The 22646-nt window shown below is 50.1% G+C and carries 24 protein-coding genes and 1 tRNA gene; 19 read left to right on the top strand and 6 right to left on the bottom strand.

Annotation, left to right across the window (positions count from 1 at the left end):
- Positions 1–64 precede the first annotated feature (64 nt).
- The 9 genes from uvrC to BMZ51_RS14575 all read left to right on the top strand — a co-directional run bounded on the left by uvrC (position 65) and on the right by BMZ51_RS14575 (position 7958).
- Positions 65–2098: an excinuclease ABC subunit UvrC gene (gene uvrC / locus BMZ51_RS14535; protein ID WP_068002712.1), complete on the top strand. Its 2034-nt coding sequence runs from the start codon at positions 65–67 to the stop codon at positions 2096–2098.
- 83 nt (positions 2099–2181) lie between these two features.
- On the top strand, positions 2182–3081 hold the full coding sequence (locus BMZ51_RS14540; RefSeq protein ID WP_139201400.1) for an endonuclease/exonuclease/phosphatase family protein: 900 nt from the start codon (positions 2182–2184) through the stop codon (positions 3079–3081).
- Between the two features lie 180 nt (positions 3082–3261).
- Positions 3262–3951, top strand: a complete 690-nt coding sequence (locus BMZ51_RS14545) for an HAD family hydrolase (RefSeq protein WP_068002714.1) — start codon at positions 3262–3264, stop codon at positions 3949–3951.
- 117 nt (positions 3952–4068) lie between these two features.
- Positions 4069–4707: a thymidine kinase gene (locus BMZ51_RS14550; RefSeq protein WP_068002716.1), complete on the top strand. Its 639-nt coding sequence runs from the start codon at positions 4069–4071 to the stop codon at positions 4705–4707.
- 27 nt (positions 4708–4734) lie between these two features.
- Positions 4735–5016 (top strand): HlyU family transcriptional regulator, encoded by a 282-nt coding sequence (locus tag BMZ51_RS14555; RefSeq protein WP_068002719.1) that lies wholly within the window; start codon positions 4735–4737, stop codon positions 5014–5016.
- A gap of 117 nt (positions 5017–5133) precedes the next feature.
- Positions 5134–5706, top strand: a complete 573-nt coding sequence (gene pgsA, locus BMZ51_RS14560; protein ID WP_068002733.1) for a CDP-diacylglycerol--glycerol-3-phosphate 3-phosphatidyltransferase — start codon at positions 5134–5136, stop codon at positions 5704–5706.
- Positions 5707–5764: 58 nt separating this feature from the next.
- Positions 5765–6016 carry a molybdopterin converting factor subunit 1 gene (gene moaD / locus BMZ51_RS14565; RefSeq protein ID WP_068002736.1) on the top strand — a complete coding sequence of 84 codons (252 nt, stop codon included), beginning with the start codon at positions 5765–5767 and terminating at the stop codon, positions 6014–6016.
- A gap of 43 nt (positions 6017–6059) precedes the next feature.
- The gene (locus BMZ51_RS14570; RefSeq protein ID WP_068002739.1) at positions 6060–6548 is read left to right on the top strand and encodes a molybdenum cofactor biosynthesis protein MoaE; all 489 of its coding nucleotides are present in this window, start codon (positions 6060–6062) and stop codon (positions 6546–6548) included.
- 153 nt (positions 6549–6701) lie between these two features.
- Positions 6702–7958, top strand: a complete 1257-nt coding sequence (locus BMZ51_RS14575; RefSeq protein ID WP_068002742.1) for a multidrug effflux MFS transporter — start codon at positions 6702–6704, stop codon at positions 7956–7958.
- Positions 7959–8071: 113 nt separating this feature from the next.
- On the opposite strand, the gene BMZ51_RS14580 is transcribed toward BMZ51_RS14575, so the two are convergent.
- A complete protein-coding gene (locus tag BMZ51_RS14580; RefSeq protein WP_068002744.1) occupies positions 8072–8971 on the bottom strand; it encodes a branched-chain amino acid aminotransferase in 900 nt (299 codons plus the stop codon).
- Positions 8972–9286: 315 nt separating this feature from the next.
- Here BMZ51_RS14580 and BMZ51_RS14585 point away from each other — a divergent pair, with 315 nt between their 5' ends.
- From BMZ51_RS14585 to BMZ51_RS14595, 3 genes are read left to right on the top strand one after another with little or no spacing between them, the layout of a single operon-like run.
- On the top strand, positions 9287–9763 hold the full coding sequence (locus BMZ51_RS14585; protein ID WP_068002747.1) for a MarR family winged helix-turn-helix transcriptional regulator: 477 nt from the start codon (positions 9287–9289) through the stop codon (positions 9761–9763).
- A gap of 9 nt (positions 9764–9772) precedes the next feature.
- Positions 9773–10474, top strand: a complete 702-nt coding sequence (locus BMZ51_RS14590; protein ID WP_068002750.1) for a response regulator — start codon at positions 9773–9775, stop codon at positions 10472–10474.
- 45 nt (positions 10475–10519) lie between these two features.
- Entirely contained in the window at positions 10520–11902 is a 1383-nt protein-coding gene (locus BMZ51_RS14595) for an ATP-binding protein (protein ID WP_068002754.1), read from the top strand.
- Positions 11903–12409: 507 nt separating this feature from the next.
- On the opposite strand, the gene BMZ51_RS14600 is transcribed toward BMZ51_RS14595, so the two are convergent.
- From BMZ51_RS14600 to BMZ51_RS14615, 4 genes are all read right to left on the bottom strand, one after another.
- Positions 12410–12766: a tRNA-binding protein gene (locus tag BMZ51_RS14600; protein ID WP_068006853.1), complete on the bottom strand. Its 357-nt coding sequence runs from the start codon at positions 12764–12766 to the stop codon at positions 12410–12412.
- Positions 12767–12786: 20 nt separating this feature from the next.
- Positions 12787–13473 carry a TetR family transcriptional regulator gene (locus BMZ51_RS14605; RefSeq protein WP_068006850.1) on the bottom strand — a complete coding sequence of 229 codons (687 nt, stop codon included), beginning with the start codon at positions 13471–13473 and terminating at the stop codon, positions 12787–12789.
- Positions 13474–13710: 237 nt separating this feature from the next.
- Positions 13711–14211, bottom strand: coding sequence for a type III secretion system chaperone family protein (locus BMZ51_RS14610; RefSeq protein WP_068006846.1), 501 nt, complete (start codon positions 14209–14211; stop codon positions 13711–13713).
- A 280-nt stretch (positions 14212–14491) separates the two neighbouring features.
- Positions 14492–14776, bottom strand: a complete 285-nt coding sequence (locus BMZ51_RS14615) for an accessory factor UbiK family protein (RefSeq protein WP_068006883.1) — start codon at positions 14774–14776, stop codon at positions 14492–14494.
- A 307-nt stretch (positions 14777–15083) separates the two neighbouring features.
- Here BMZ51_RS14615 and lgt point away from each other — a divergent pair, with 307 nt between their 5' ends.
- The 4 genes from lgt to BMZ51_RS14635 all read left to right on the top strand — a co-directional run bounded on the left by lgt (position 15084) and on the right by BMZ51_RS14635 (position 17925).
- Entirely contained in the window at positions 15084–15920 is an 837-nt protein-coding gene (lgt, locus tag BMZ51_RS14620; protein ID WP_068006845.1) for a prolipoprotein diacylglyceryl transferase, read from the top strand.
- Positions 15917–17008 (top strand): class I SAM-dependent methyltransferase, encoded by a 1092-nt coding sequence (locus BMZ51_RS14625; RefSeq protein WP_068006843.1) that lies wholly within the window; start codon positions 15917–15919, stop codon positions 17006–17008. Before lgt ends, BMZ51_RS14625 begins: the two co-directional genes overlap by 4 nt.
- A 23-nt stretch (positions 17009–17031) precedes the next feature.
- Positions 17032–17799 (top strand): peptidoglycan editing factor PgeF, encoded by a 768-nt coding sequence (pgeF, locus tag BMZ51_RS14630; RefSeq protein ID WP_068006841.1) that lies wholly within the window; start codon positions 17032–17034, stop codon positions 17797–17799.
- Positions 17800–17848: 49 nt separating this feature from the next.
- A tRNA-His gene (locus BMZ51_RS14635) sits at positions 17849–17925 on the top strand.
- Between the two features lie 157 nt (positions 17926–18082).
- On the opposite strand, the gene BMZ51_RS14640 is transcribed toward BMZ51_RS14635, so the two are convergent.
- Positions 18083–19183: a 4-oxalomesaconate tautomerase gene (locus tag BMZ51_RS14640; protein ID WP_068006840.1), complete on the bottom strand. Its 1101-nt coding sequence runs from the start codon at positions 19181–19183 to the stop codon at positions 18083–18085.
- Positions 19184–19718: 535 nt separating this feature from the next.
- On the opposite strand from BMZ51_RS14640, the gene BMZ51_RS14650 reads away from it, so the two are divergent.
- The 3 genes from BMZ51_RS14650 (at position 19719) to BMZ51_RS14660 (ending at position 22627) form a co-directional block, all read left to right on the top strand.
- Entirely contained in the window at positions 19719–20879 is a 1161-nt protein-coding gene (locus tag BMZ51_RS14650; protein WP_068006837.1) for a M24 family metallopeptidase, read from the top strand.
- A 76-nt stretch (positions 20880–20955) separates the two neighbouring features.
- Positions 20956–21459, top strand: coding sequence for a hypothetical protein (locus BMZ51_RS14655; RefSeq protein ID WP_068006835.1), 504 nt, complete (start codon positions 20956–20958; stop codon positions 21457–21459).
- Positions 21460–21694: 235 nt separating this feature from the next.
- Positions 21695–22627: a ribose-phosphate pyrophosphokinase gene (locus BMZ51_RS14660; protein ID WP_068006833.1), complete on the top strand. Its 933-nt coding sequence runs from the start codon at positions 21695–21697 to the stop codon at positions 22625–22627.
- Positions 22628–22646: the final 19 nt, after the last annotated feature.

A 22646-nucleotide genomic window follows, 5' to 3' on the forward strand; every position in this document is an offset into this window, starting at 1 on the left:
GCGGCTGAATCAGTTAAGGTGCGTTTCCTATCGAACTTCAGACGACACCGCGAGTAAATACACTATGGCAAAAGACACATCTGACATGCCTGCCCAAGCAGAGGAAAATGTCGATGTGCCTGAAGCCAAGCCGGATATCGTTTTTGAGAGCAACGCATCCCCTAGAAATCCAGGTGCAAAGGGCGTTGAGGTCATTGCAGACTTTGTTAAGCGCTTACCACTCGGCCCTGGCGTTTACCGAATGTTCGATGAGGATGGCGAAGTCCTCTATGTGGGCAAAGCCCGCTCACTAAAAAAACGCGTCACCAGCTACACACGCTTGCAAGGCCAATCCAACCGGATCATGCGGATGATCATGGCTACTGTTGCCATGGAGTTCGTCGAAACCCGCACAGAGCCAGAAGCTTTGTTGTTGGAAGCAAACTTGATCAAAAGATTGCGCCCACGCTTCAACGTTCTGCTACGTGACGACAAGTCTTTTCCATACATCTTCATAAGTGCCGACCATGATGCTCCTGCACTCATCAAGCACCGGGGGGCACGAGCTCGCAAGGGCGATTACTTTGGGCCATTTGCTTCAGCAGGTGCAGTCAACGACACCATCAACGCTATGCAGAAAGCGTTTCTCATTCGCAATTGCTCCAACAGTTACTATGCCAACCGCTCACGGCCCTGCTTGCTCTATCAAATCAAGCGATGCGCAGCACCGTGCACCGGCGAAATCTCCATCGCTGATTACAAAGACCTTGTGACAGAAGCAAAGTCATTCCTTTCAGGCAAAAGCCAGCTCATCAAAAAGGAACTGGCAGAGGCAATGGAAAAAGCCTCAGAGAACCTCGATTTTGAACAAGCTGCAGTTTATCGCGACCGCATAGCGGCCCTCTCCCATGTGCAAAGCCACCAAGGGATCAACCCACAGGGCATCGAAGAGGCAGATGTGTTCGCCACATACCAAGAAGGCGGACAGACATGCGTGCAGGTCTTCTTCTTCCGTACTGGGCAAAACTGGGGCAACCGGGCCTACTTCCCTAAAGCAGATAAAAGTTATGAACCTGCTGAAGTTCTTGAGAGCTTCCTCTCTCAGTTCTACGAGGACAAGCCGCCCCCGCGCATGGTCTTGCTTTCCCATGAGTTGGAGGAACAAGAGCTTCTTGCCGAGGCGCTCACCGCAAGAGCCAATCGGAAGGTTGAAGTCTTGACACCAAAGCGTGGTGAGAAGCGCGAATTGGTGGAACATGCCCTCATAAACGCCAAGGGCGCTCTTGGCCGCAGGCTTGCTGAAACATCAAGCCAGTTGAAGCTTTTAAAAGGCGTTGCAGAGGCCTTTGGACTTGATCGCACCCCGCGCCGCATCGATGTATTTGATAACTCACACATATCAGGAACAAATGCTGTCGGCGGAATGATCGTCGCAGGTTCTGAGGGTTTCGCCAAAGGCCAGTACAGAAAATTCAATATCAAATCAGAGGATTTGATACCAGGCGATGACTACGGCATGATGCGCGAAGTGCTTTCGCGGCGCTTTGCCCGTCTCATGAAAGAAGATCCAGAGGGCTATAAGAAAGCTGCCCGTTTCACAGGGGTTTCCGACGCCAAGCAAGCTGGCGAAGAAGAAGGGCAAGAAGCACCTCTTTCTGGTTCAGATATTCCCTCATGGCCCGATCTCGTTTTAATCGACGGCGGAAAAGGCCAATTGAGCGCTGTCCGCGAAACCTTAGAGGAGATGGGCATCACGGATATACCGCTCGTCGGCATTGCTAAGGGTCCGGACCGTGACGCAGGCCGTGAGAAATTCTTCGTCACAGGCAAACAAAGCTTCATGCTACCAGAACGCGATCCTGTCCTTTATTTCGTGCAACGCATGCGAGACGAAGCCCACCGCTTTGCAATTGGCTCACACAGAGCCCGCCGAAAGAAAGCAATCGTTGCCAACCCATTAGATGAAATTGCAGGTGTTGGCCCTGCAAGAAAACGCACACTGCTTCGCCACTTTGGTACCGCGAAGGCAGTATCGAAAGCGGGTATTGACGATTTAACAGCCGTTTCCGGAATCTCGGAGAGCATCGCAAAACTGATTTATAATCATTTCCATGAGTAACTAAGTAAGCCCAATTCTCTTCACCGATAGCCAAGCCGTCAAAGGCCATTTTCCTACACTTTCGAGATATGAAGGCAAAATAAGTGGTTTCTTTAAAGGCATTTTTTGAAAGAGAACGGAATGCCTCATCTCTGCTTCGTTTGTCCCGTGTTGCATCATTCACCATCACTGCTTTGCTCTTACTCACGTTTCTCACTCCCGGAAACTTGCTCAGTGAAGCAAGCGCCTTCTTCATTCCTCAACTACTTGCAGCGGGTTTTGCTGGGCTTCTGCTTTGGATCACATCGGAGAGGGCTTTCCACTGGGCCCAGTTACTCTGCTTTATCGGCCTGAGTATTTCCAGCTACTGGATGGTGGCAAGCATTCAGCAAGTCACGCAATCAATCCCCATATCCGGTACTCCAACTGATGCACCACAGCTTAAGGTGATGAGCCTCAATCTGTTGCATATGCGGTTCGAAGAAAAAAGCATTCAGCAACTGATCGAAAAGAGACAACCAGATCTCATCAGTTTTCAGGAAACAGCCAGCGCTACGCCTCGTCTGAAGTCGTTCCTGGTTGAGCACTACCAATACTCTGTTCTACCTCCCGAAAATCAAACTACAGACATCACACTCTTCAGCAAATACCCACTAGCAAACGCGGGACTTATCTTTGTTCCCGACCTTAAAGAAGGACCACACATACCAAAGGAATTTCTGAGCGCTGAAGTCGACGTAAATGGTTCGCCCATTCAGCTTTATGCTGTTCACCCAGCCAGCCCGAGAGGACCAAACCGTCTGGAAGGCAGAAGTAAGTATTTCGATTTTCTCTCAAAGCATATCAAAGCGCAAAAAACACAAGTGCCAATCGTGATCCTTGGAGACTGGAACACTCCGATCTGGTCCAAAACGTTCCAGGATTTACTTTCAGATCTACAGTTAAAAACAACGCTCACCAGCTTCATTCCGCAGACAACGCGATATTTTCAGATCCATCCCTAGCGAAAATACTCGGATCAAAAGTTGATCACATTGCATCCTCTGGAGGAATATTCATTAAAGACCTAATAATTGATGAAAATGTTGGCTCAGGCCATTTTCCAATCTTCGCAACACTTCACATAACCCCCTAAAGTAAGGCTATAATATCTTCGTAAGAAATAATTTGGAGGAACGTCTGGCATGCCAAGAAATTTACTCATATCTTTTGATGCAGACCAAACGCTTTTTGACTTCGAACGTATTCTTGAAGAAGCTTTGATCACGACTGCCAGTTTTCTGAGCCATTATTCTGAAAAGCCAATCACTCCAAGGTACCTCCAAAAAATCCGCGACTCCATAGTTGATGACATGCCCGCAAAAACGATTGGTTTGCTGGAAATTCGCCGGGCATCTTTCGAGCAAGCTCTCAACCCACTGAGCAATGCGAGGGAATTGTCAGAGCAGGCATTAGTGATTTTCAAGAAAGTTCGCTTTGGGGAGCCTTATTTCTACCCATTCGTGAAAGAAACACTGGCGACATTAAAACGCCAAAACAAGACTGCTCTCATCACAAATGGAAACTCCTGTCCAAAAAGCGCTGGTATAGCTCATCTCTTCGATTTCGTTGTGATGGCGGAAGAATACCCCTACAGCAAACCAGACCCTCGTCTCTTCAAGGTGATGCTATCGATGGCTGGATTGAGCGCAGACAACCTGATCCACGTAGGCGACTCGCTCGAAGACGACATCGCAGGTGCAAACAATGTCGGAGCAACATCAGTCTGGTTCAACCCTCTTAATTATTATAACGGTTCCCCTGTTTTGCCTGATCACTCGATTGCATGCATGAGAGAATTACCTAGTTTGGTAGCCGGATACGCCTCCCGCTGAAAGTTTGTCACTGAACCTTGTGAGTAACCTTCTACGGTTGTGGCCTCCTTCACGAATCCATGTATGAAGATCTATTCAGATTGAACGCGATGAGGCGCTTTGCGCCGCGAAGGGCCAATGGCAAAACTATATTTTAATTTCTCCGCAATGAATGCTGGTAAGTCGACAGCGCTACTGCAGGCTTCCTATAACTATGAGGAGCGCGGTATGCGCAGCCTGCTATTTACAGCTGCGCTCGACAACCGCACCAAGGTCGGAGAGATCTCGTCCCGCATTGGCCTTACATCAAACGCCCTAACCTATGACACTCAATTCAATCTGTTCGCCTGCATCGAGCAACAAGTGGCTGAGCATAAAATCAACGCCGTCTTCATTGATGAAGCACAGTTTCTTACTGAAGATCAGGTGTGGCAGCTCGCCCGTGTGGCTGACCATTTGCAAGTTCCAGTTATGGCATATGGCCTTAGAACAGACTTTCAAGGCAAGATGTTCCCTGGCAGTGCTGCGCTGCTTGCTATTTCCGACATCCTCCGCGAAATCAGAACCATATGCTGGTGCGGTTCAAAAGCGACAATGGTCGCTCGGCTGGACCAAAATGGTGATATCGTTGAAGAAGGCGATCAGGTTGTTATTGGTGGCGAAGAAGCCTACATCTCACTTTGCAGAAAACACTGGTCGATGCGCAGATTGTGCGAGCCAACCTCAGAAAACAATGATGCACAGAGCAAGATCCTGTGCGAACCTGTAGACGACTGAAACTCCATCTCGTCTGGGAGAACAAACATGGGCCTCTTCTCACGCCTGTTTGGCGGCAACAAGGATGATACCCCTGCCCCTGCTGCCCAAGCAGAGGAATACCTAGGTTATCTGATTTATTCCGAGCCAACCCCACGTGGCGGGCTTTGGCAAACAGCAGGCCGCATCACAAAGCAGTTTGATGATGAGACCAAAGAACATGCGTTCATCCGGGCAGATACACATGCGACTGAGGGCGAGGCGATCGAGTTTTCTTCTGTAAAAGCAAAACAGATCATCAACGAATTAGGTGACGGTCTGTTTACCTAATACAAGTTGTTCCCCCAAAGTCCTGCACAAATACGCGTGCCACAATTGACAGCACCCGCTTGGATGTGCACACCCTGCGTATCCGTACTCGTTAGCCGCGTAAACTTGAAGGTCCATATGTCCCGTAAGCTTATATTTTCGCTTCCAAATATTCTTACTTATGGCCGCATCGCCGCTGTTCCGGCGTTGGCAGCATGTTTCTATTTCCCAGGAAACACCGCACGCTGGATTGCGCTAGGTATTTTCCTTGCTGCGGCCATCACTGATTTCTTTGACGGCTACCTTGCAAGAGCTTGGCAGCAACAATCAGCACTAGGCAGAATACTTGACCCGATTGCAGATAAACTTCTTGTCTCAGTATGCCTGTTGCTCCTGGCATGGGATGGTACCATCGGCGAATGGTCGGTGATTGCAGCAATCATTATCCTATGCAGAGAAATACTGGTTTCAGGACTAAGAGAGTTTCTTGCTGAGCTCAACGTTTCTGTACCCGTCACACAGTTGGCGAAATGGAAAACCACTGTGCAGCTGGTCTCATTAGGGTTCCTATTGGCGGGTCAAGCTGGCGACAGTATTTTCCCATACACGACATTAACTGGGACGGTGCTACTTTGGGTCGCAGCGATTTTGACCCTCTATACGGGCTATGACTACTTTCGCGCTGGAATTGGTCATCTGATTGAAGACTAATTCCTGTGAAAGGCGAGGTTTCCTGTGAGGGAACCCAATAATACCGGGGCTGTATCCGATGAAAATTCGTTATTTTGCATGGCTGCGTGAGCGCACAGGCACTTCCGAGGAAACCATTGCTCTTCCGGAAACTGTAAAGACCACAGGCGAACTCATGAGCTGGCTTGCCGCTCGCGATGAAGGCTATGCGTTTGCGTTCGAACAACCGGACACCATTCGCATCGCTGTCGATCAAGAACACGTTGAAGCTGACTATGTTTTGTCTGGAACTGAAGAAGTCGCATTCTTCCCTCCAATGACTGGCGGATAAAAGCCAACGTTAGTTCCAGTAGGAAGCAAAGCTTACAAAGATCATGACAACTAGCAGCCCAATCGACTTCAAAGTTCGCGTTCAAGCCGAAGATTTCGAAGTTTCTGCCGAAACCGATATCCTCACCAAAGATCGCAAGGATATCGGAGCCATCGTTACTTTTACGGGTTTGTGCCGTGATGAGGGTGGCATGCTAGAGGCACTCGAACTGGAGCACTACCCGGGAATGGCCGAAGCGCAAATTTCAAAGTTTGCACAACAGGCAGTCGAGCGTTGGCCTCTAAGTGGTCTGACAATCATACATAGATACGGCAAAATTCCTCCTGGTGAGAACATTGTATTGGTAAGCGCCACCAGCGCACACCGGCGCGCTGCGTTTGAAGCTGCTGACTTCCTGATGGACTTCTTGAAAACACAAGCTCCCTTCTGGAAAAAAGAACATTTAAAAGACGTTTCAAATGGAACATGGGTCGAAGCCAAAGCGCTTGACGATGCTGATGCAGCACGCTGGACATTGCCAAAAAGCAAGTAACACCCTGTATATCAAGAATATGCAAAGCACATTGGCGAGCTGACCCTTGCCTTGACATAGCCATGTTTGTCAGTTCAAATGGCGCATAGTTTAAGTTAATTTGGCCGCAACAGCGGCCTCTTACCTTGTTTTACCCCAACAAACAGGTCTCTGATGTCTGCAGTATCTAATCTGCGGCATGAGCCAGCACCTCATCCTGGGCTTTCCTTATTGGAAATTGTCAGCCTCGTTGCTGCGCTTATGGCGCTGAACGCGGTTGCGACATCTATGATGCTTCCAGCTCTTCCTGCAATGAGCCAAGCTTTGTCTGTCGCTGACAATGATCGCCAATTGGTGATCACAGCCTATATGATTGGTCTCGCTTGTGCTTCTCTCTTTTTCGGCCCGCTCTCAGATACGATCGGCCGCCGCACCACTTTGTTGATTGGCCTCAGCCTTTACATCATTGGCGGCATCTACTCCACGTTTGCCCTGAGCTACGAGCACATGCTGGCGGCGAGAGTCCTGCAAGGTATAGGCGCGGCCGCACCACGCGTTGCATCCATCTCAATGATCCGTGATTGGTACAGCGGGCGTCAAATGGGCAAGGTAATGTCCTTGGTTATGGTCGCTTTTCAGGTGGCACCTGTTATAGCGCCCTTCCTCGGCCAGATCGTCTTGTGGGTTGCACCATGGCAAGGTGTCTTTGCTGCCCTCACTTTTTTTGGCGTCCTGCTCCTGGCTTGGTGCTATATGCGGCTTCCCGAAAGCCTTGCCCCTGTAAACCAACGGCCTTTGGAAATTCGCTCCATCTTGAGTGCCTATAAGCTCGCGCTCACCACACGTGTGACAGTTGGCTACATGATGGCAATGACATTTATCTTTGCCTGTCTGTTTTCCTTTATCAACTCCGCGCAGCAAGTCTTCATGGAACGGTTCGAGCTCTCTGATCTGTTTCCGATCGTATTTGCAGCAATCTCTATCGCGATGGCTCTCTCCTCCTATCTCAACTCGCAGATGGTTGAGAGATACGGCTTGAGAAAAATGTCGCATATGGCCCTTCTTGGCTTCACCGCGACAACATTGCTGACAGCTGCAGTTGCCACGGGCGGAACGCTTACCATTGTTCCATTCATTGCGCTCCAGTCTCTGGCTATGTTCTTTTTCGGATTTATTGGGCCAAACTTTAACACTATGGCCATGGAACCGTTGGGTCGTGTTGCAGGTGCTGGCTCTGCCGTGATCGGATTTGTTACAACATTGATTGGCGCCCTTCTGGGAGCCGGTATCGGCAAGCTCTACAACGGAACCGAGCTGCCGCTTGTCTATGGCATTGCCCTGTTCTCAGTCCTTGGACTGATCTGCGTGCTGATAACCGAAAGCGGTAAACTTTTCAGACCGCATCATGAGCCTGAGCAGCTTCCCTCATAATAACAACAATGCCCGCTACTGAGGATAAGTAGCGGGCATTTAAATTCTATTTCATGCCAAGTGCGCTGGCCTTCAGCATCTTTAAAGAACCAATTGGTCCGCTAAAAGCTTAATTAGCTCGCAACAAGCAACTCTTGTTTAACTGGCTGCACAGCTGTCATATAATCTTCGATCATGAGCTTGCTGATTTCGCCAGGAGTGAACCTGTAAGGCCCAATTTCGGAAACCGGTGTTACTTCAGCAGCGGAACCGGTCAGGAAGCACTCTTCAAAGCTCTCCATTTCCTCTGGCAAAATGCGACGTTCAATCACGTCGATGCCGCGAGCACGAGCCAGAGCAATAACAGTGCGACGTGTCAGGCCATCAAGGAAACAGTCCGCGATTGGTGTATGGAGTGCGCCGTCTTTAACAAAAAACACGTTTGCACCAGTCGCCTCAGCAACCCGGCCCTGCCAATCAAGCATAAGTGCATCAGAATAGCCCTTCGCTTCAGCAGCGTGTTTAGAGATAGTGCAGATCATGTACAGGCCAGCAGCCTTAGATTTAAAAGGTGCAGTTGCTGGGTCTGGACGTCGGTATTCAGCCAAATCCAGACGAATACCTTTTAAGCGTTCTTCTGGAGAGAAGTAGCTCGGCCACTCCCATGCTGCAATCGCTAGGTGAATTGTATTGCTCTGAGCGGAAATGCCCATCATTTCGCTACCACGCCACGCAACGGGGCGCAGATAGGCATCCGTCAACTTGTTCTCAACCAACATCTGCTTACAGGCATCGTTGATCTGCTCTTCGCTCCAGGGAATAGTGAAGTTCAAAACTTCTGCAGAAGCATGCAAACGCTTTGTGTGTTCTTCCAGTTTGAAGATTTCACCGCCATAGGCACGCTGTCCCTCGAACACGCTGCTACCATAGTGCAAACCGTGGGTCAGCACATGCACTTTGGCCTCTGACCAAGGAATGATTTTTCCGTCCAACCAGATTGAGCCTTCCAGTTGATCAAAGGGTATACCCGCCATTTCTCTTCTCCATATGGCGAACAATTCACGGTGCAGGCAAAGCAAGGCCTTGCCAGTCAAGGTGTGTTCTAGCTAAATCAATGAGTTTTAAAAGGACAAGAGATACGAACAACCGCATTGCAACTGTAGGTCGTAACCATTATCCACGATGTACACGAGTGAAGAAAGAGTTTTCAACTATTTCGCGAATACGTCACGTTTAGTTCTTTCCTTTCTCCAACGATGGCCAATTAGTAACTTTCATTCTCAAATAAGTCAACATGACTGACGTATTTTTTGTTAGATTAAAAAATAGGCAGTTATCTGGAACAGGAAATGAGCAAAAAAGACAGCGTTTCACCACGGTTTGACCTTATTGAACTGTTTTTCTTCGCGTATCGCGACTTTACGGGCGATCCGGATGTACTTCTTGACGAGTTAGGTTTTGGCCGCGCCCATCACCGCGTTCTTCATTTTGTGCATCGAAACCCGGGAATCAGAGTTTCCGATCTGCTCGAGATTTTAAAAATTACGAAGCAAAGTTTGGGACGCGTTTTAAAACAGTTGGTAGACGAGGATTTCATTTGTCAGGAGCCCGGTGCTTTGGACCGCCGACAACGTCTTCTTTATACCACTGAAAAAGGGACAGATTTTTGTACTCGACTGTCCAAGCTTCAGTCCCAGCGTATTAATAAGGCTATCGAACTCATGCCCGATGGCAGCGACGAGATTGTCCGACAGTTTTTATACCTTATGATTGATGAGAACGAGCGCAGCGAAGTTGCCCGCCTCATTAGCAAACAAACAGATTGAGGAATTACCGTGGCCCGCTCTGCTGTTCTGGAAGATAATGCACCTCACATTCTTCTGATTGATGATGATAGCCGTATCCGTGACCTTCTCCAAAGGTTCCTCGGAGAACATGGTCTGCGCGTTACTGTTGCAAAAGATGCGCAAGAAGCCCGTCGCAGAATGTCGGGCCTTGAGTTTGATCTCCTTATTCTGGATGTGATGATGCCGGGAGAAAGCGGGATCGAGCTTGCTAAAGATCTTCGCCGCTCGAAATCCGTACCTATTCTCATGCTCACGGCTCGCTCTGATATTGAAGACCGGATTGAAGGTCTGGAGGCTGGGGTTGATGATTATGTATCCAAACCATTTGAACCCCGAGAATTATTACTGAGGATTTCTGCGATCCTGCGCCGTGGTGGACCCAAGCAAAAAATGAAACTTGAAGTTCTGTCATTTGGCCCGTTTCAATACAATGCCGAACGCGGTGAACTCAAACGCAACGACGAATATGTTCGCCTGACCGATCGCGAAAAACAGATTCTCAACACCTTCGCTGAAAGGCCAGGCAAAACAGTTGCAAGAACCGACCTAGTGGGCACCGACGCGGCGCTTGGAGAGCGGACCATCGACGTCCAGGTGAACCGTTTGCGCCGAAAGATTGAGGAAGATCCTGGCAATCCAATGTACTTGCAAACTGTGCGTGGATTAGGGTATCGGCTTATAACCGATTAATTGAAAATACGATTTGGCAGTACATAGACCGCCTGCGAGAGAACAATGGGCTTATCAGACCGTTTCAAACTCCCCAAATGGGTCAGAACGATTTTAGCGCCCTATTATGCGTTCACCAGCTGGCTACATTACCGCCTTCCCAAAGGGCTGTATGTCCGCTCGCTGCTCATCATCGTCATCCCGTTTCTGATTCTACAGTCCGTGCTCGCTTTTGTGTTTATGGAACGTCACTATGATCTGGTCACACGGCGTTTGTCAGAAGCGGTTGTAAGAGAGATTGCAGCGGTCGTCGACATGGCGCAGAACTATGCGCACGATGACAACTATGCAACGCTCAAAAACATCAGTGCAAGTGCTTTAGGCCTCTCCGTATCTGTTCTGCCTAAAGAACCTTTGCCGGCACCAAAGCCAAAGCCGCTGTTTGATCTGGTTGATCGATACATGACTCGCGAAATTGCAGCTCGTATCGGCAGACCGTTCTGGATTGATACGGCCGGTGCCTCCAAATACGTCGAAATTCGCATCCAGCTGGAAGACAAAACGCTGCGCATTATCGCACGCAGAAGCCAGACCTATGCCTCCAACTCCCATATTTTCATTGTCTGGATGGTTGCCACCTCGCTCGTTTTGATCATCATTTCCGTGCTCTTCCTCAGAAACCAGATCAGGCCTATCGAAAAACTTGCCGATGCAGCAGAAGAATTCGGCAAGGGAAGGCAGGTCTCCCATTTCCGTCCCCACGGTGCCCGCGAGGTCCGCCGTGCTGCACTCTCATTTATCGACATGCGCCGAAGAATTGAGCGCCATGTTGACCAGCGAACAACCATGCTTGCCGGTGTCAGCCACGACCTGAGAACCATCCTGACGCGCTTCCGCTTGGAACTTGCGCTGCTCGATCAATCACCTGAGTCAGATGCGCTCCGCAGGGACGTCGACGAAATGAATCGGATGCTCGAGGACTATCTCTCCTTTTCCAAAGGATACGGAGATGAGCCCCCGGCTCCGGTTGATATTGCGCTCATGCTTGAAGATCTGGAGGTGGAGGCAGAGGTTGTTGGCGCGGATGTGGCATCGTCCTTTGACGGCGACCCACTTGTTATTCTCAAGGGCCGAGCATTTAGGCGCTGCCTGCTCAATGTCATTTCCAATGCAGCTCGATATGGCCGCACGTTGCGCATCAAGGGCAATCGAACACCAGATTGGCTGATCATCACCGTTGATGACGATGGCCCCGGCATCCCACGCGAGGAGCGTGAGAATGTCTTCCGTCCGTTCCACCGGCTTGATACAGCGCGAAATCAGGACAGTGGCGGCTCTGGCCTCGGTCTGTCCATCGCACGCGATATTGTAAGAAGCCATGGAGGAGAAGTCTTCCTGCGCCAATCCCCCTTGGGTGGCTTGCGGGTGCGTATTCGCGTTCCGATTTAAAGCAGAACTGCTAAAACAGCAGCGCACACACGTGCAAATATCACCGCGCAGTCTTCTGTGCAGTGTTCCAGAAAAGCCCCAGGATACGGGGGTGGGCAAGGCATACAGGCAATGCCTGCGCTACTTGTTAAATTAGTTTCTTCGGCATCAGCTGTTCACCTTGCCCGGGCGTTTTTGTATGAAACAAGGTCATCCCCGACAGGCATTGTGAGCATATAAGCGTCAAAGACACTCATCTGCCAGTGCCGACACCCATCAGGTTGACCAGCTTCCGCTTGGCCTCTGCACTGTTGGCTTTCAAGGGGTGTTTCAACGAACCCGCCGAAAGATGCGTTAGGTCTTCCGGTAGCCCCGCCCAGCCCACGCTGCACTGACGGACGCTCCGCCAGCTGCCCGTATACGTGAGCACAAGATGTAGTGTAGACGCGATTTCAGCCAGGAGGATAAGTCTCAGCAAGAAACGCAGCTGCCCTGCTGTCTACTCAATGCGCAAAGCGAGGCAAACGCCTAATGCATCCGCCCGCCGTTCGGTACTTTTTGATCGGGCTGCAGCAGAACAATATCGCCATTGTCGTCCGAAAGCCCTAGCGTCAGCACCTCAGACATAAAAGGTCCGATCTGTCGCGGCGGAAAATTCACGACCGCAACCACTTGGCGGCCAAGCAGAGCCTCCGCGGTGTAATGAGCTGTAATCTGAGCTGACGTCTTTTTGACGCCAATCTCATCACCAAAGTCAATCTTCAGCTTATACGCCGGTTTACGAGCCTCAGGAAAATCAAAGGCCTCAATCACGGTCCCCACTCGCACGTCCACATTCAAAAAGTCATCAATTGTGATCGTTTTCGTATCTTCACTCTGGTCCATACTTATCTCTATAATCTCAATTACGGCCTTACTTCAGCATCTCCGCCTGTACCATCCGACGCAGATGTGCTGCCTGATCGGTTCGGCCGCCGGCACAAACGCCCCAAGCCTTCCAAGATAGGTGCTGCCACTTTCTCAACACGACAGGCCCGCCCCATCCACTTTTCACCATCAGCTAACATGTCATCTACGGCAACCATGACCTTAGGATGCCCCGGCGCATCATCATTCAGCCAAACATGCACCACACGCTTAAAACCTACAGCCAGCGCATTCGACATACCAACGCTACGCAGGCCAAACTCTTCAATACCAGCTGCAACCAGCATCCATTTCATTGAACGCGCCACCTGCTTATGCAAATGCAGAGCAAGAGCTGGATCCTTTGCTACAGTTTTGTACAGATTACGTATGGATTCCTTATGAGGCCCCAAAAGATCAAGCCGGCACATCAAAACATCGAAAAGACGGTCGCGAGGCGTTTCCTCCATCAAATCAGGATCGCGTTCTCGAAGCACCTTCTGGTCGATTTCGCGCATAAAGGCGGCCAGAAGCTCTAGTTTTCCATTGCAACATGCCCGCACCACGTCAATCTTCACGCCCGCATGGTCAGCAATCGCCGTATAGGTGATCTCTTCAATGCGGTGCGTTGTCAGTAACTCGATAAAACTTGCTACGACTTTCTGATGGGTCTTCTCGGTGGGCATCGCACGCTCCTGTATGACCAACATGCTATCTAAGCATCAACACCTAATCATACACACACGAAGCCCGCAGGTACAAAGAAAAAGCCTCAGGCTAGTAACCGAGGCTTTACTTCAATTCCCTACAATTTTAATTTCTACTTAGGGCGCAAACAACGTCACACCACCATATACTTCGCCCGGTTCCCGGCAACTTAGAAATAGCGCAGGCCAGACCAAGTCAGCACACATGCATTAATTTCATGCGTCGCCAGCAGTTTCAAACATCACAGTTTCCAGCGCCTCTTGAGCGGTTTTCCCAGCCCAGACGACAAACTGGAAAGACTGGTAGTAACGTTCACAAGAATCCAGAGAATTGGAAAGCAGAACTTCGATCTGAGATGAGTTTGCTTCTGCACCACCCGCCAACAAAAGCGACTGGCGGAAAATAACGACACCTTCACGGCCCCAGATATCAAAGTGCCCCATCCATTGCTGTTCGTTGATCAGCGCAAGGAGGCGGACAATTTCATCTTTTCTGGGCGCAGGAACTTTAAGGTCAAACGCGCTTGCCATGTGCAACGCTTCCAGCTCTTCCATCCAGGAAAAGGTAACATGGTAGTCGCACCAAGATCCGGTAACCGAAATCGAAATCTCGTCATCACCAAGTCGCTCAAAGGACCAGTCATTTCCGGTTGCAAGGTTTTCGATCGTATCAACCGGATTTAGGGGGCGCTCTGTGCCGAAATCAATTAGGCTCATTTCCGGTCCTCTTTCCGTTTGAGGAATGGGTTGTCTACCCACACCAAACGGACGCGGGTTGATTGATCATGGACCAGACACTTACGTGCTCTTTGATAGAAACATGCACTACAAAGGAAGTTCCCAGAGGAACTATTGATGCAGGACATCGAATCCCTTTTTTGTCAATATACCGATAGATTTGCGCTTTCCCCTATAGGGGAAACAGACAGAGCATCGCGAAAAGTGTGGACGACTCAAAGCCGCCCACAGCATATACACATGTAATTTCCTGCGTGGCCTATTCTGAGCTGTCAGACTTTGCGGTCTCATCCAGAGCAGCAAGGCGCTCTTCTACAGCACTGAGACGCTCTTCCAACTTATCAACTTCATCAAGCGCTTTGATCGCCATGTCTTTGACCGCGTCAAATTCATCGCGCGACACCAGATCCATATCCGACATGAAACGCTCCATCTGTGCGCGGAAAGCTGTTTCAACTTCCCGTTTTGCACCTTGAGCAACACCGGCTGCATCGGTCATCAGCTTTGCAAATTCGTCAAACATGCGATTTGGAGACTGGCTCATAGCATCCTCATTAAATTTATCTCTACCAAACAAGTATTGGTCTGGCTCGTCAGTTTCAAGCTCTGAGAGCTGATTTGCACGTACAACCCTAAAGAACCTGTCAGTAAAATGGCGAAAGCTTGTGTTGAACACCTATGACAAACCTCTTGACCAAAACCTTCACTTATCGGAATGCTTGCGCAACTGGGGGCCGTTTCGTTTGATTGGCTGAAATCATACGGCCAGAATTCGCCCAAGGAAGAAGATTATAGCATCGTGAGAGGATGCAGATGAGCGCCAGCACGCTCTACCAACAGAAGGATGCCATATGCCGCTCCTAGCAATACCTTTCCCGACGATTGATCCGGTTCTGATCAGTTTCGGACCACTGGCCATTCGTTGGTATGCTTTGGCATATATCGCCGGAATCCTTCTGGCGTGGCGCTATATGATCGTAAGTGTCCGCAATAAAGCACTTTGGAATAAAACCCCTCACCCAAACACAACAGACATCGACGACTTTGTAATGTGGGCAACACTTGGGATCGTGTTGGGTGGTCGCCTTGGGTATGTGCTGTTCTATAACCTGCCGTACTATCTGGATAACCCATCGCAGATCCTCGCAGTGTGGGAAGGCGGCATGGCCTTTCACGGTGGCATGCTTGGTATGGTCGTTGCGCTTTTCCTCTATTCCAGAGTGAGAGGCCTGTCCGCACTGACCATGTTTGATCTGGCAGCAATTGCAGCACCCATCGGCCTCTTCTTCGGGCGTATTGCAAACTTCATCAACTCAGAGCTTTGGGGCCGACCAACAGACGTAGCATGGGCTGTTATCTTCCCAAATGGCGGGCCGGAACCAAGACACCCAAGCCAGCTTTATGAAGCTGCGTTGGAGGGCTTGCTGCTATTCCTGTTGCTGCGCCTCCTGTCTCATCGCTTCCACCTGCTGCAAAAACCCGGAGTACTCACCGGTTGTTTCGCCATTGGTTACGGCTGCGCCCGTATCTTTGTTGAGTTCTACCGCGTCCCGGATGCGCATATCGGCTACCTCTCCGGCTTCCTGACCATGGGCATGCTGCTAAGCCTGCCAATGATGATTTTAGGAACTGCTCTGGTGGTTTGGTCCCTTCGAAGAAACGCCCCGAAAAATAAAGACGTAAAATGACCAGTCCCGCTTCCACGCCGCTTCAGGAAAAAATCAAAAAACACATTGCCGATCATGGTCCCATGACCATTGCCGAGTATATGAGCATGTGTTTGTCCGACCCGGAGCATGGTTACTACATGTGCCAGCAACCCTTCGGCAAACAAGGCGATTTCACCACCGCACCTGAAATCTCGCAGTTGTTTGGCGAGCTGATTGGCGCATGGTTGTTGCATCAGTGGATTGCACAGGACCTTAAAGGACCGGTTCACCTGGTCGAAATTGGTCCGGGCCGTGGCACTTTGATGAGAGACATCCTGCGCGTCATTTCCCTGCGCCCGCAAATGCTGGCAAACCTGCAAATCCATCTGGTGGAGACCAGCCCCGCCTTGCGCAAGGAACAGCGAAAACGCCTCAAAGCCTATACCATTAAATGGCACGACACATTGCACAGCGTCCCGCAAGGCCCTACCCTTTTCGTGGCCAACGAACTCTTTGACGCCCTGCCGATCCATCAATATCAATTGACCGAATCTGGCTGGCGTGAGCGCTGCGTTGGTCTGGACAGCGACAATAATCTCACATTTGGGATTGGACTGGGAACACTGTCTCCCGCTGATATTGCCAAGGCAAAGCTTCAGGCAAAAATCGGAGATACGCTCGAAATATCTCCAGCATCCAACGCTATAGCAGCTCAAATCGGTCAGCGCATCAAAACACAAGGTGGGGCCGCTCTGCTGATCGATTACGGCTACGCAAGAACGGCAACTGGTGACACCTTCCAAGCCCTCAAGAAACACGAATACATCTCCACGCTGGAACAATGTGGGGAGGCTGACCTGACCGCACACGTCAACTTTCAAGCACTGGCCAACGCTGCCAGAGCCGAGGGTGCACACGCGCACGGGCTACTTGGACAAGGAGAGTTTCTGCTCGGCTTAGGCCTTCTGGAACGTGCAGGACAGCTTGGCGCTGGCAGATCTAATCTCGATCAGGAGCAAATTCGCAAAGATGTTGAACGCCTCGCAGCCGATGACCAAATGGGGACTTTGTTCAAAGTTCTTTGCCTGACTGCACACGCAACACCAACAATTCCATTTACAACATAAGCAAGCACCCCTGGGAGACGTCGATGATTAAAGTGCCAGAGCTTGAAGCAATGCAGCGCATTTCGCACGGCTTCTTCACGCGCGAGGGCGGTGTCTCCGAAGGCATCTACAAAGGTTTGAATGTTGGTCTGGGCTCTGATGACAACCGCGAGCATGTGCTTGAAAACCGTCGGCGTGTCGCCAACAAACTTGGCACAACTCCGGAAAAGCTGGTTACACCCTATCAAGTCCACTCGGCAAAGGTGCTCAGTGTATCTGCCCCATTCACAGAACAGGACGACAAACGGGCCGACGCCCTTGTCACCAAGACACCTGATCTGGCCATTGGCATTCTTACGGCAGACTGTGGCCCCGTCCTTTTTGCAGATCCAACAACCGGGGTGATTGGGGCCGCGCATTCCGGGTGGAAAGGTGCGGTCGACGGTATCTTACCAAACACAATAGAAGCCATGCAAAAGCTTGGAGCAAACCCAGCCCACATCACCGCCGTCATGGGGCCGATGATTTCGCAAGAAGCTTATGAAGTTGGACCAGAGTTTATGGCTCACTTCCTTGATCGCTCCGCAGCAAATGAGTGCTTTTTCATTCCCTCTGCCAAAGCAGACCATGCCATGTTTGACCTGCCAGCTTTCATCAAGGCACAATTGGATGGCTTTGGCCTCAAGCAAGTCATCGACGTTAACCGCTGTACGTACTGCGATGCGGACAGCTTCTTTTCCTACCGCAGAACAACACATAATAAAGAATCGGATTACGGACGCCAAATATCAACTATCATGTTGACCGCCTGATTGTGCTTGTAAACGAAAAAAATAAACCTATGTTCCGCGAACTTGGCGAGCAGACGTAGCTCAGTTGGTTAGAGCGTCGGATTGTGGCTCCGAAGGTCGGTGGTTCAAATCCACTCGTCTGTACCATTTCGCTAAGTGATTTCTACATGCCTCTTACGGCAAAAGCCGTGAAATGCATTGGGTAGAAACTTAAAGTCTATAATTCTCCAAATTTATAGGTAGTTTTCTTCGAAAGTACATAATTGGCTTTTCGGTAATAACCTATTCTATCATATCTCAGTCATTATCCATTCCATACCTTCGAGGGTATGCAAAGCGTACCTCGTGCCAAAAGGCGGGCAGTTCTGATGAGGCTTGCCGAAACGAGCTGAAACTTTCCTCCATCATATTTGCAATGCACTGCCACGTCTATGTGTCCGCAAGGGTGCTCGATTTGAATAGCTATGGGTTGATTGTCACTATGGTTTACAGGGGGAGTGTAAAAATCCACTGCAATAGTTCCCTCATAAAGCATAGAGGTTGCAATGCACTGGGCGCCTGTTAACGCCATGGAAGGGTGAGGGGCCCATGGAGTAAAATAACGTGCTGTGATGTCGCCTCCCTCCCGTGCCATGGCAAGGGCTGCAAATTTGGGGATGACCTGACGGCTGGTGTCGCCCAACCCCATTAGCTGGCCAGCCTTAATGTGTATACTTGCAAGTCTTGCCATTAACTCTTTGTTGGCGGCAAGTTCATCTACGCTTTCATATCCGCTGATATTGATATCGCTGGCGCGAACGAGAACCAGTGGCATAGCTACATCAACGCAGCTTACTTCCAATCCGTCGATTATTGTTCTTGGTTGGCCTGTCGGTAAAATTTTTCCGGTGCTTGATCCCGCGACTTCCCGAAACTCCATAACAATACTTGCAGCTGTTCCTGGAACCCCGTCAATATGGGTCGCTCCCTCGTATTCAACGCATTTATCAGGAGTTTTGACCTTTGCGGTGATATGGGCCCCTGTGTTTACGGCCCTAATCTTGACGTGGGTTATGTAGTTTTGTGCCTCTACCAATCCCATTTCGATTGCGGCGGGGCCAACGCCTGCGAGTATATTGCCGCAGGTGGGCCCGAAATCTACAATCCTTTTGTGGCCATCAATTTGCGCAAATAAATAGTCAACATCGGTTGAAGGGTCAGTGGAAGGGGAGAGTATTGCAACTTTTGTTGTTACCTCTGCTCCGCCCCCGATGCCATCAATGTTTAGCGGGTGACCTGCTCCCATTACGCTAAGGAGAGCGCTTTCCAACAAGGTCTCGTCTTCTGGCAGGTCCTTGCGCTGGAAATACGCTCCGCGCGAAGTGCCGCCCCGCATAAATAGAAACGGTATTTCAAATTGGGGCATGCAGAGGCCTCCTTCAGCCTTCAAGGTACTCCAAAGTAGTTGCGGCAAGATTATCCTTTAAAAAAGTTGACTATTTTTGACTTTGAAAGAAACTTGATGTTCTCAGGAAATCGAAGCCGGACCACCGCTTTGAAAAATGAATGCCGTTTCGGGTAAGCTTGCTCGAAAATATATAGAAAAACCCCGTTCCCGGTTAGAGGGGCGCAATATGAGCAAAAAGCCTCCTGACAGTACTTTGACTTCTCCTTTATCGAAACTTTTATTAGCGGAAATACAGCGGATTGCCTCCATGTCTCTGTCAGCGCCATAGTGCTTGTTCCAACATTATGTGGAGGCAGAGCGTTGCAGTTTTTTTTCAAAAAGGCAGGCAGCTAGAGGCCAAACGTAGCAACCTTCTGGAAACAACACACAATAAAGAATCAGATTACGGACGCCAAATATCAACTATCATGTTGACCGCCTGATTGTGCTTACAAACGAGCAATAGTAAGTTCGGTTTCAGATCGCGACGCAAACTATGAAATGGGAGAAGAACATGGCCCTGCACTTTTCATCGGAAGAATTTGCGGAGCGCCGTGCTGCTCTGGATGCCAAGCTCAAAGAGCGCAATCTGGATTGCCTGCTCATCTTTGCACAGGAAAGCATGTACTGGCTGACTGGCTTTGACACCTTTGGCTACTGCTTTTTCCAATGCCTGATCTACCGCCCCTATGAAGAGCCAATCCTCCTCACGCGATCTGCTGATTTGAGACAGGCCCGTAATACCTCCAATCTAAAAGATATTCGCCTCTGGATGGATGTGGCCGGAAAATCTCCCGTCGGCCAGGTCAAAGAGCTCCTGTTCGATCTGGACCTGCTCGGCACGCACATTGGTGTAGAATACGACACCCATGGCCTCACAGCAGCCAATGGGCGCTTGCTGGACGAGTCCCTTCACTCCTTTGCCAACGTCAATGATGCCTCTGACATCGTAAAGTCCCTGCGTCTGGTGAAGTCCCCAGCTGAGCTGGAATATGTAAGGATCGCAGGCAAGCTCGCCGATGATGCCTTTGAGGCAGCGATAGCCGAGATCAACCCGGGCGCGGACGAAGGCCGCATTCTTGCGAAGATGCAAAGCGCTATCTTTGAAGGGGGTGGCGATTATCCAGCCAATGAATTTGTAATTGGCTCTGGGCCAGATGCTCTTTTATGTCGCTATAAATCAGGTCGAAGAGTTCTTTCTTCACAAGATCAGATCACGCTGGAATGGGCCGGCGTCTACCGCCATTATCATGCAGCTTCCATTAGAACCGTGATTCTTGGTGAGCCGACACCGCGTCATTTGGAGCTTCACCGCGCGGCCAAAGATGCGCTGCTTGCTGTCGAGAAAGTCATGCAGGTCGGCAACACTTTTGGTGACCTTTTTGCAGCTCATGCCAATGTTCTGGATGATCGCGGCCTGATGCCACATCGCCTGAATGCCTGCGGATATTCGCTAGGGGCCCGTTTCACCCCAAGCTGGATGGAACCGCCTTACATGGCCTTCAAAGAAAATGCACATGAAATTCAGGAGAACATGGTGCTGTTTATGCATATGATCATTATGGATTCTGACAGCGAAACCGCGATGACTTTAGGCCAAACCTACATCACGCACGAAGAGGGGCCAGAAGCGTTATCGCAGCTTTCTCTCGACCTGCCTGTGAAGGCAGGGTAAAGACAGGCATAATTGATATGTTCGAATCTTTCGGGGCACCCCACACTGATTCTTTGATTGGACTTTAAGGACTGACATGCTGAAGCTCGTACTTTCACCTCGGGTATTAATCATAGCTGCCCTAGCATTTCTTGCGGGCTGTGCAGCGAACCCAATTCCTCCTTCCAGCATAGGGGATATGATTGAAACCAAGTCAGCCCCTCCTGCAGTGTCTCCGGCAAAAGCAACATTTGCATTTGAACAACTGACTGGACTGCCAGGAAATATCGCCGACGATCTGGCTGAAGAATTAGGGAATCGCGCAACAGCAGCGAATCTTAACCTTGTCAGACGCGTTGGAGCGCCTGCGACCTACCGTATCAAGGGATTCTTGACTGCTGCAGGTGACCAATACACCACCACCGTCTTCTATGTATTTGATATTATTGATGCAAATGGAACACGTGTGCACCGGATTGATGGTCAGGAGCAAACAGGCGGCAACTCTGGCGACCCATGGAACTCCGTTTCCAGCGATGCGCTGCAAAGAATTGCGTCAAGAACTATTGCTTCTTTAGAAGCATGGTTACACAGCAAGTGACTCAGTAAAATCAAGTAGATACGCATTTACGCGGCTCAGCTTTCCCAAAAAAGCTGGGCCGCTGTGCGTTCTGGCTATTGTCGGCTTAAGGTGAGGTTGCTAAAAGGCGCTCCAAGGCGACCAGTTTGGGCGTCTTACGAGAAGAAATCGGGTTCCGTCATGGGACGCAAATTTCCACCTCACCACCGACACATGTCACAAGGTGAGATCAAAGCCCAAGAAGGACTTGCGGGTTATGAAAATCGTCGCGGGTAACTCCAATCGCGCGCTGGCCGAGCAAATTTCAAAGTATCTTGATGTACCATTGGCGAAGTGCCAGGTTCGCCGCTTTGCAGACCAAGAAATCTACGTTGAAATCCAGGAGAACGTGCGCGGTGAGGACGTCTTTGTCATTCAGCCTACAAGCTATCCGGCAAATGACCACCTCATGGAACTGCTGATCATCATTGATGCACTCCGCCGTTCTTCAGCACGTCGTATTACCGCAGTGGTTCCATACTTTGGCTACGCCCGTCAGGACCGTAAGTCAGCGCCTCGTACGCCAATCTCTGCAAAACTTGTTTCCAACCTTATCACCAATGCTGGTGCAGACAGAGTGCTTACACTCGACCTGCATGCTGCGCAGATTCAGGGCTTCTTCGACATCCCAACCGACAACCTTTACGGCGCGCCGGTGATGACTCGTGACATCAAAGAGCACTATGACACAACCAACGTTATGGTTGTTTCTCCAGATGTTGGCGGTGTGGTTCGTGCGCGTGCACTTGCAAAGCGCATTGAAGCTCCTCTGTCGATCGTTGACAAACGTCGCGACAAGCCTGGTGAATCCGAAGTCATGAACATCATCGGTGATGTGAGCGGCTATGATTGTATCCTCGTGGATGATATCGTCGATTCTGGCGGAACCCTTTGCAACGCAGCTGATGCACTTCTTGCTGCCGGTGCTAAGTCTGTCACGGCCTACATCACACATGGAGTTCTCTCAGGTGGTGCAGTTGCGCGCGTTTCAGCATCCAAGCTCAAGGAACTGGTAATCACCGATTCCATCGAGCCAACTGCTGCTGTTCAGGCTGCTCCAAACATCCGCACTATTTCTATTGCCCCGCTCATGGGCGAAGCGATCAACCGTACATCGCAGGAACGCTCCGTTTCCAGCCTGTTCGATTGATCCATTAGAAATACACGAA

It is taken from the genome of Pseudovibrio axinellae (assembly GCF_900110875.1).
In the GTDB taxonomy this organism is placed as follows: domain Bacteria; phylum Pseudomonadota; class Alphaproteobacteria; order Rhizobiales; family Stappiaceae; genus Pseudovibrio; species Pseudovibrio axinellae.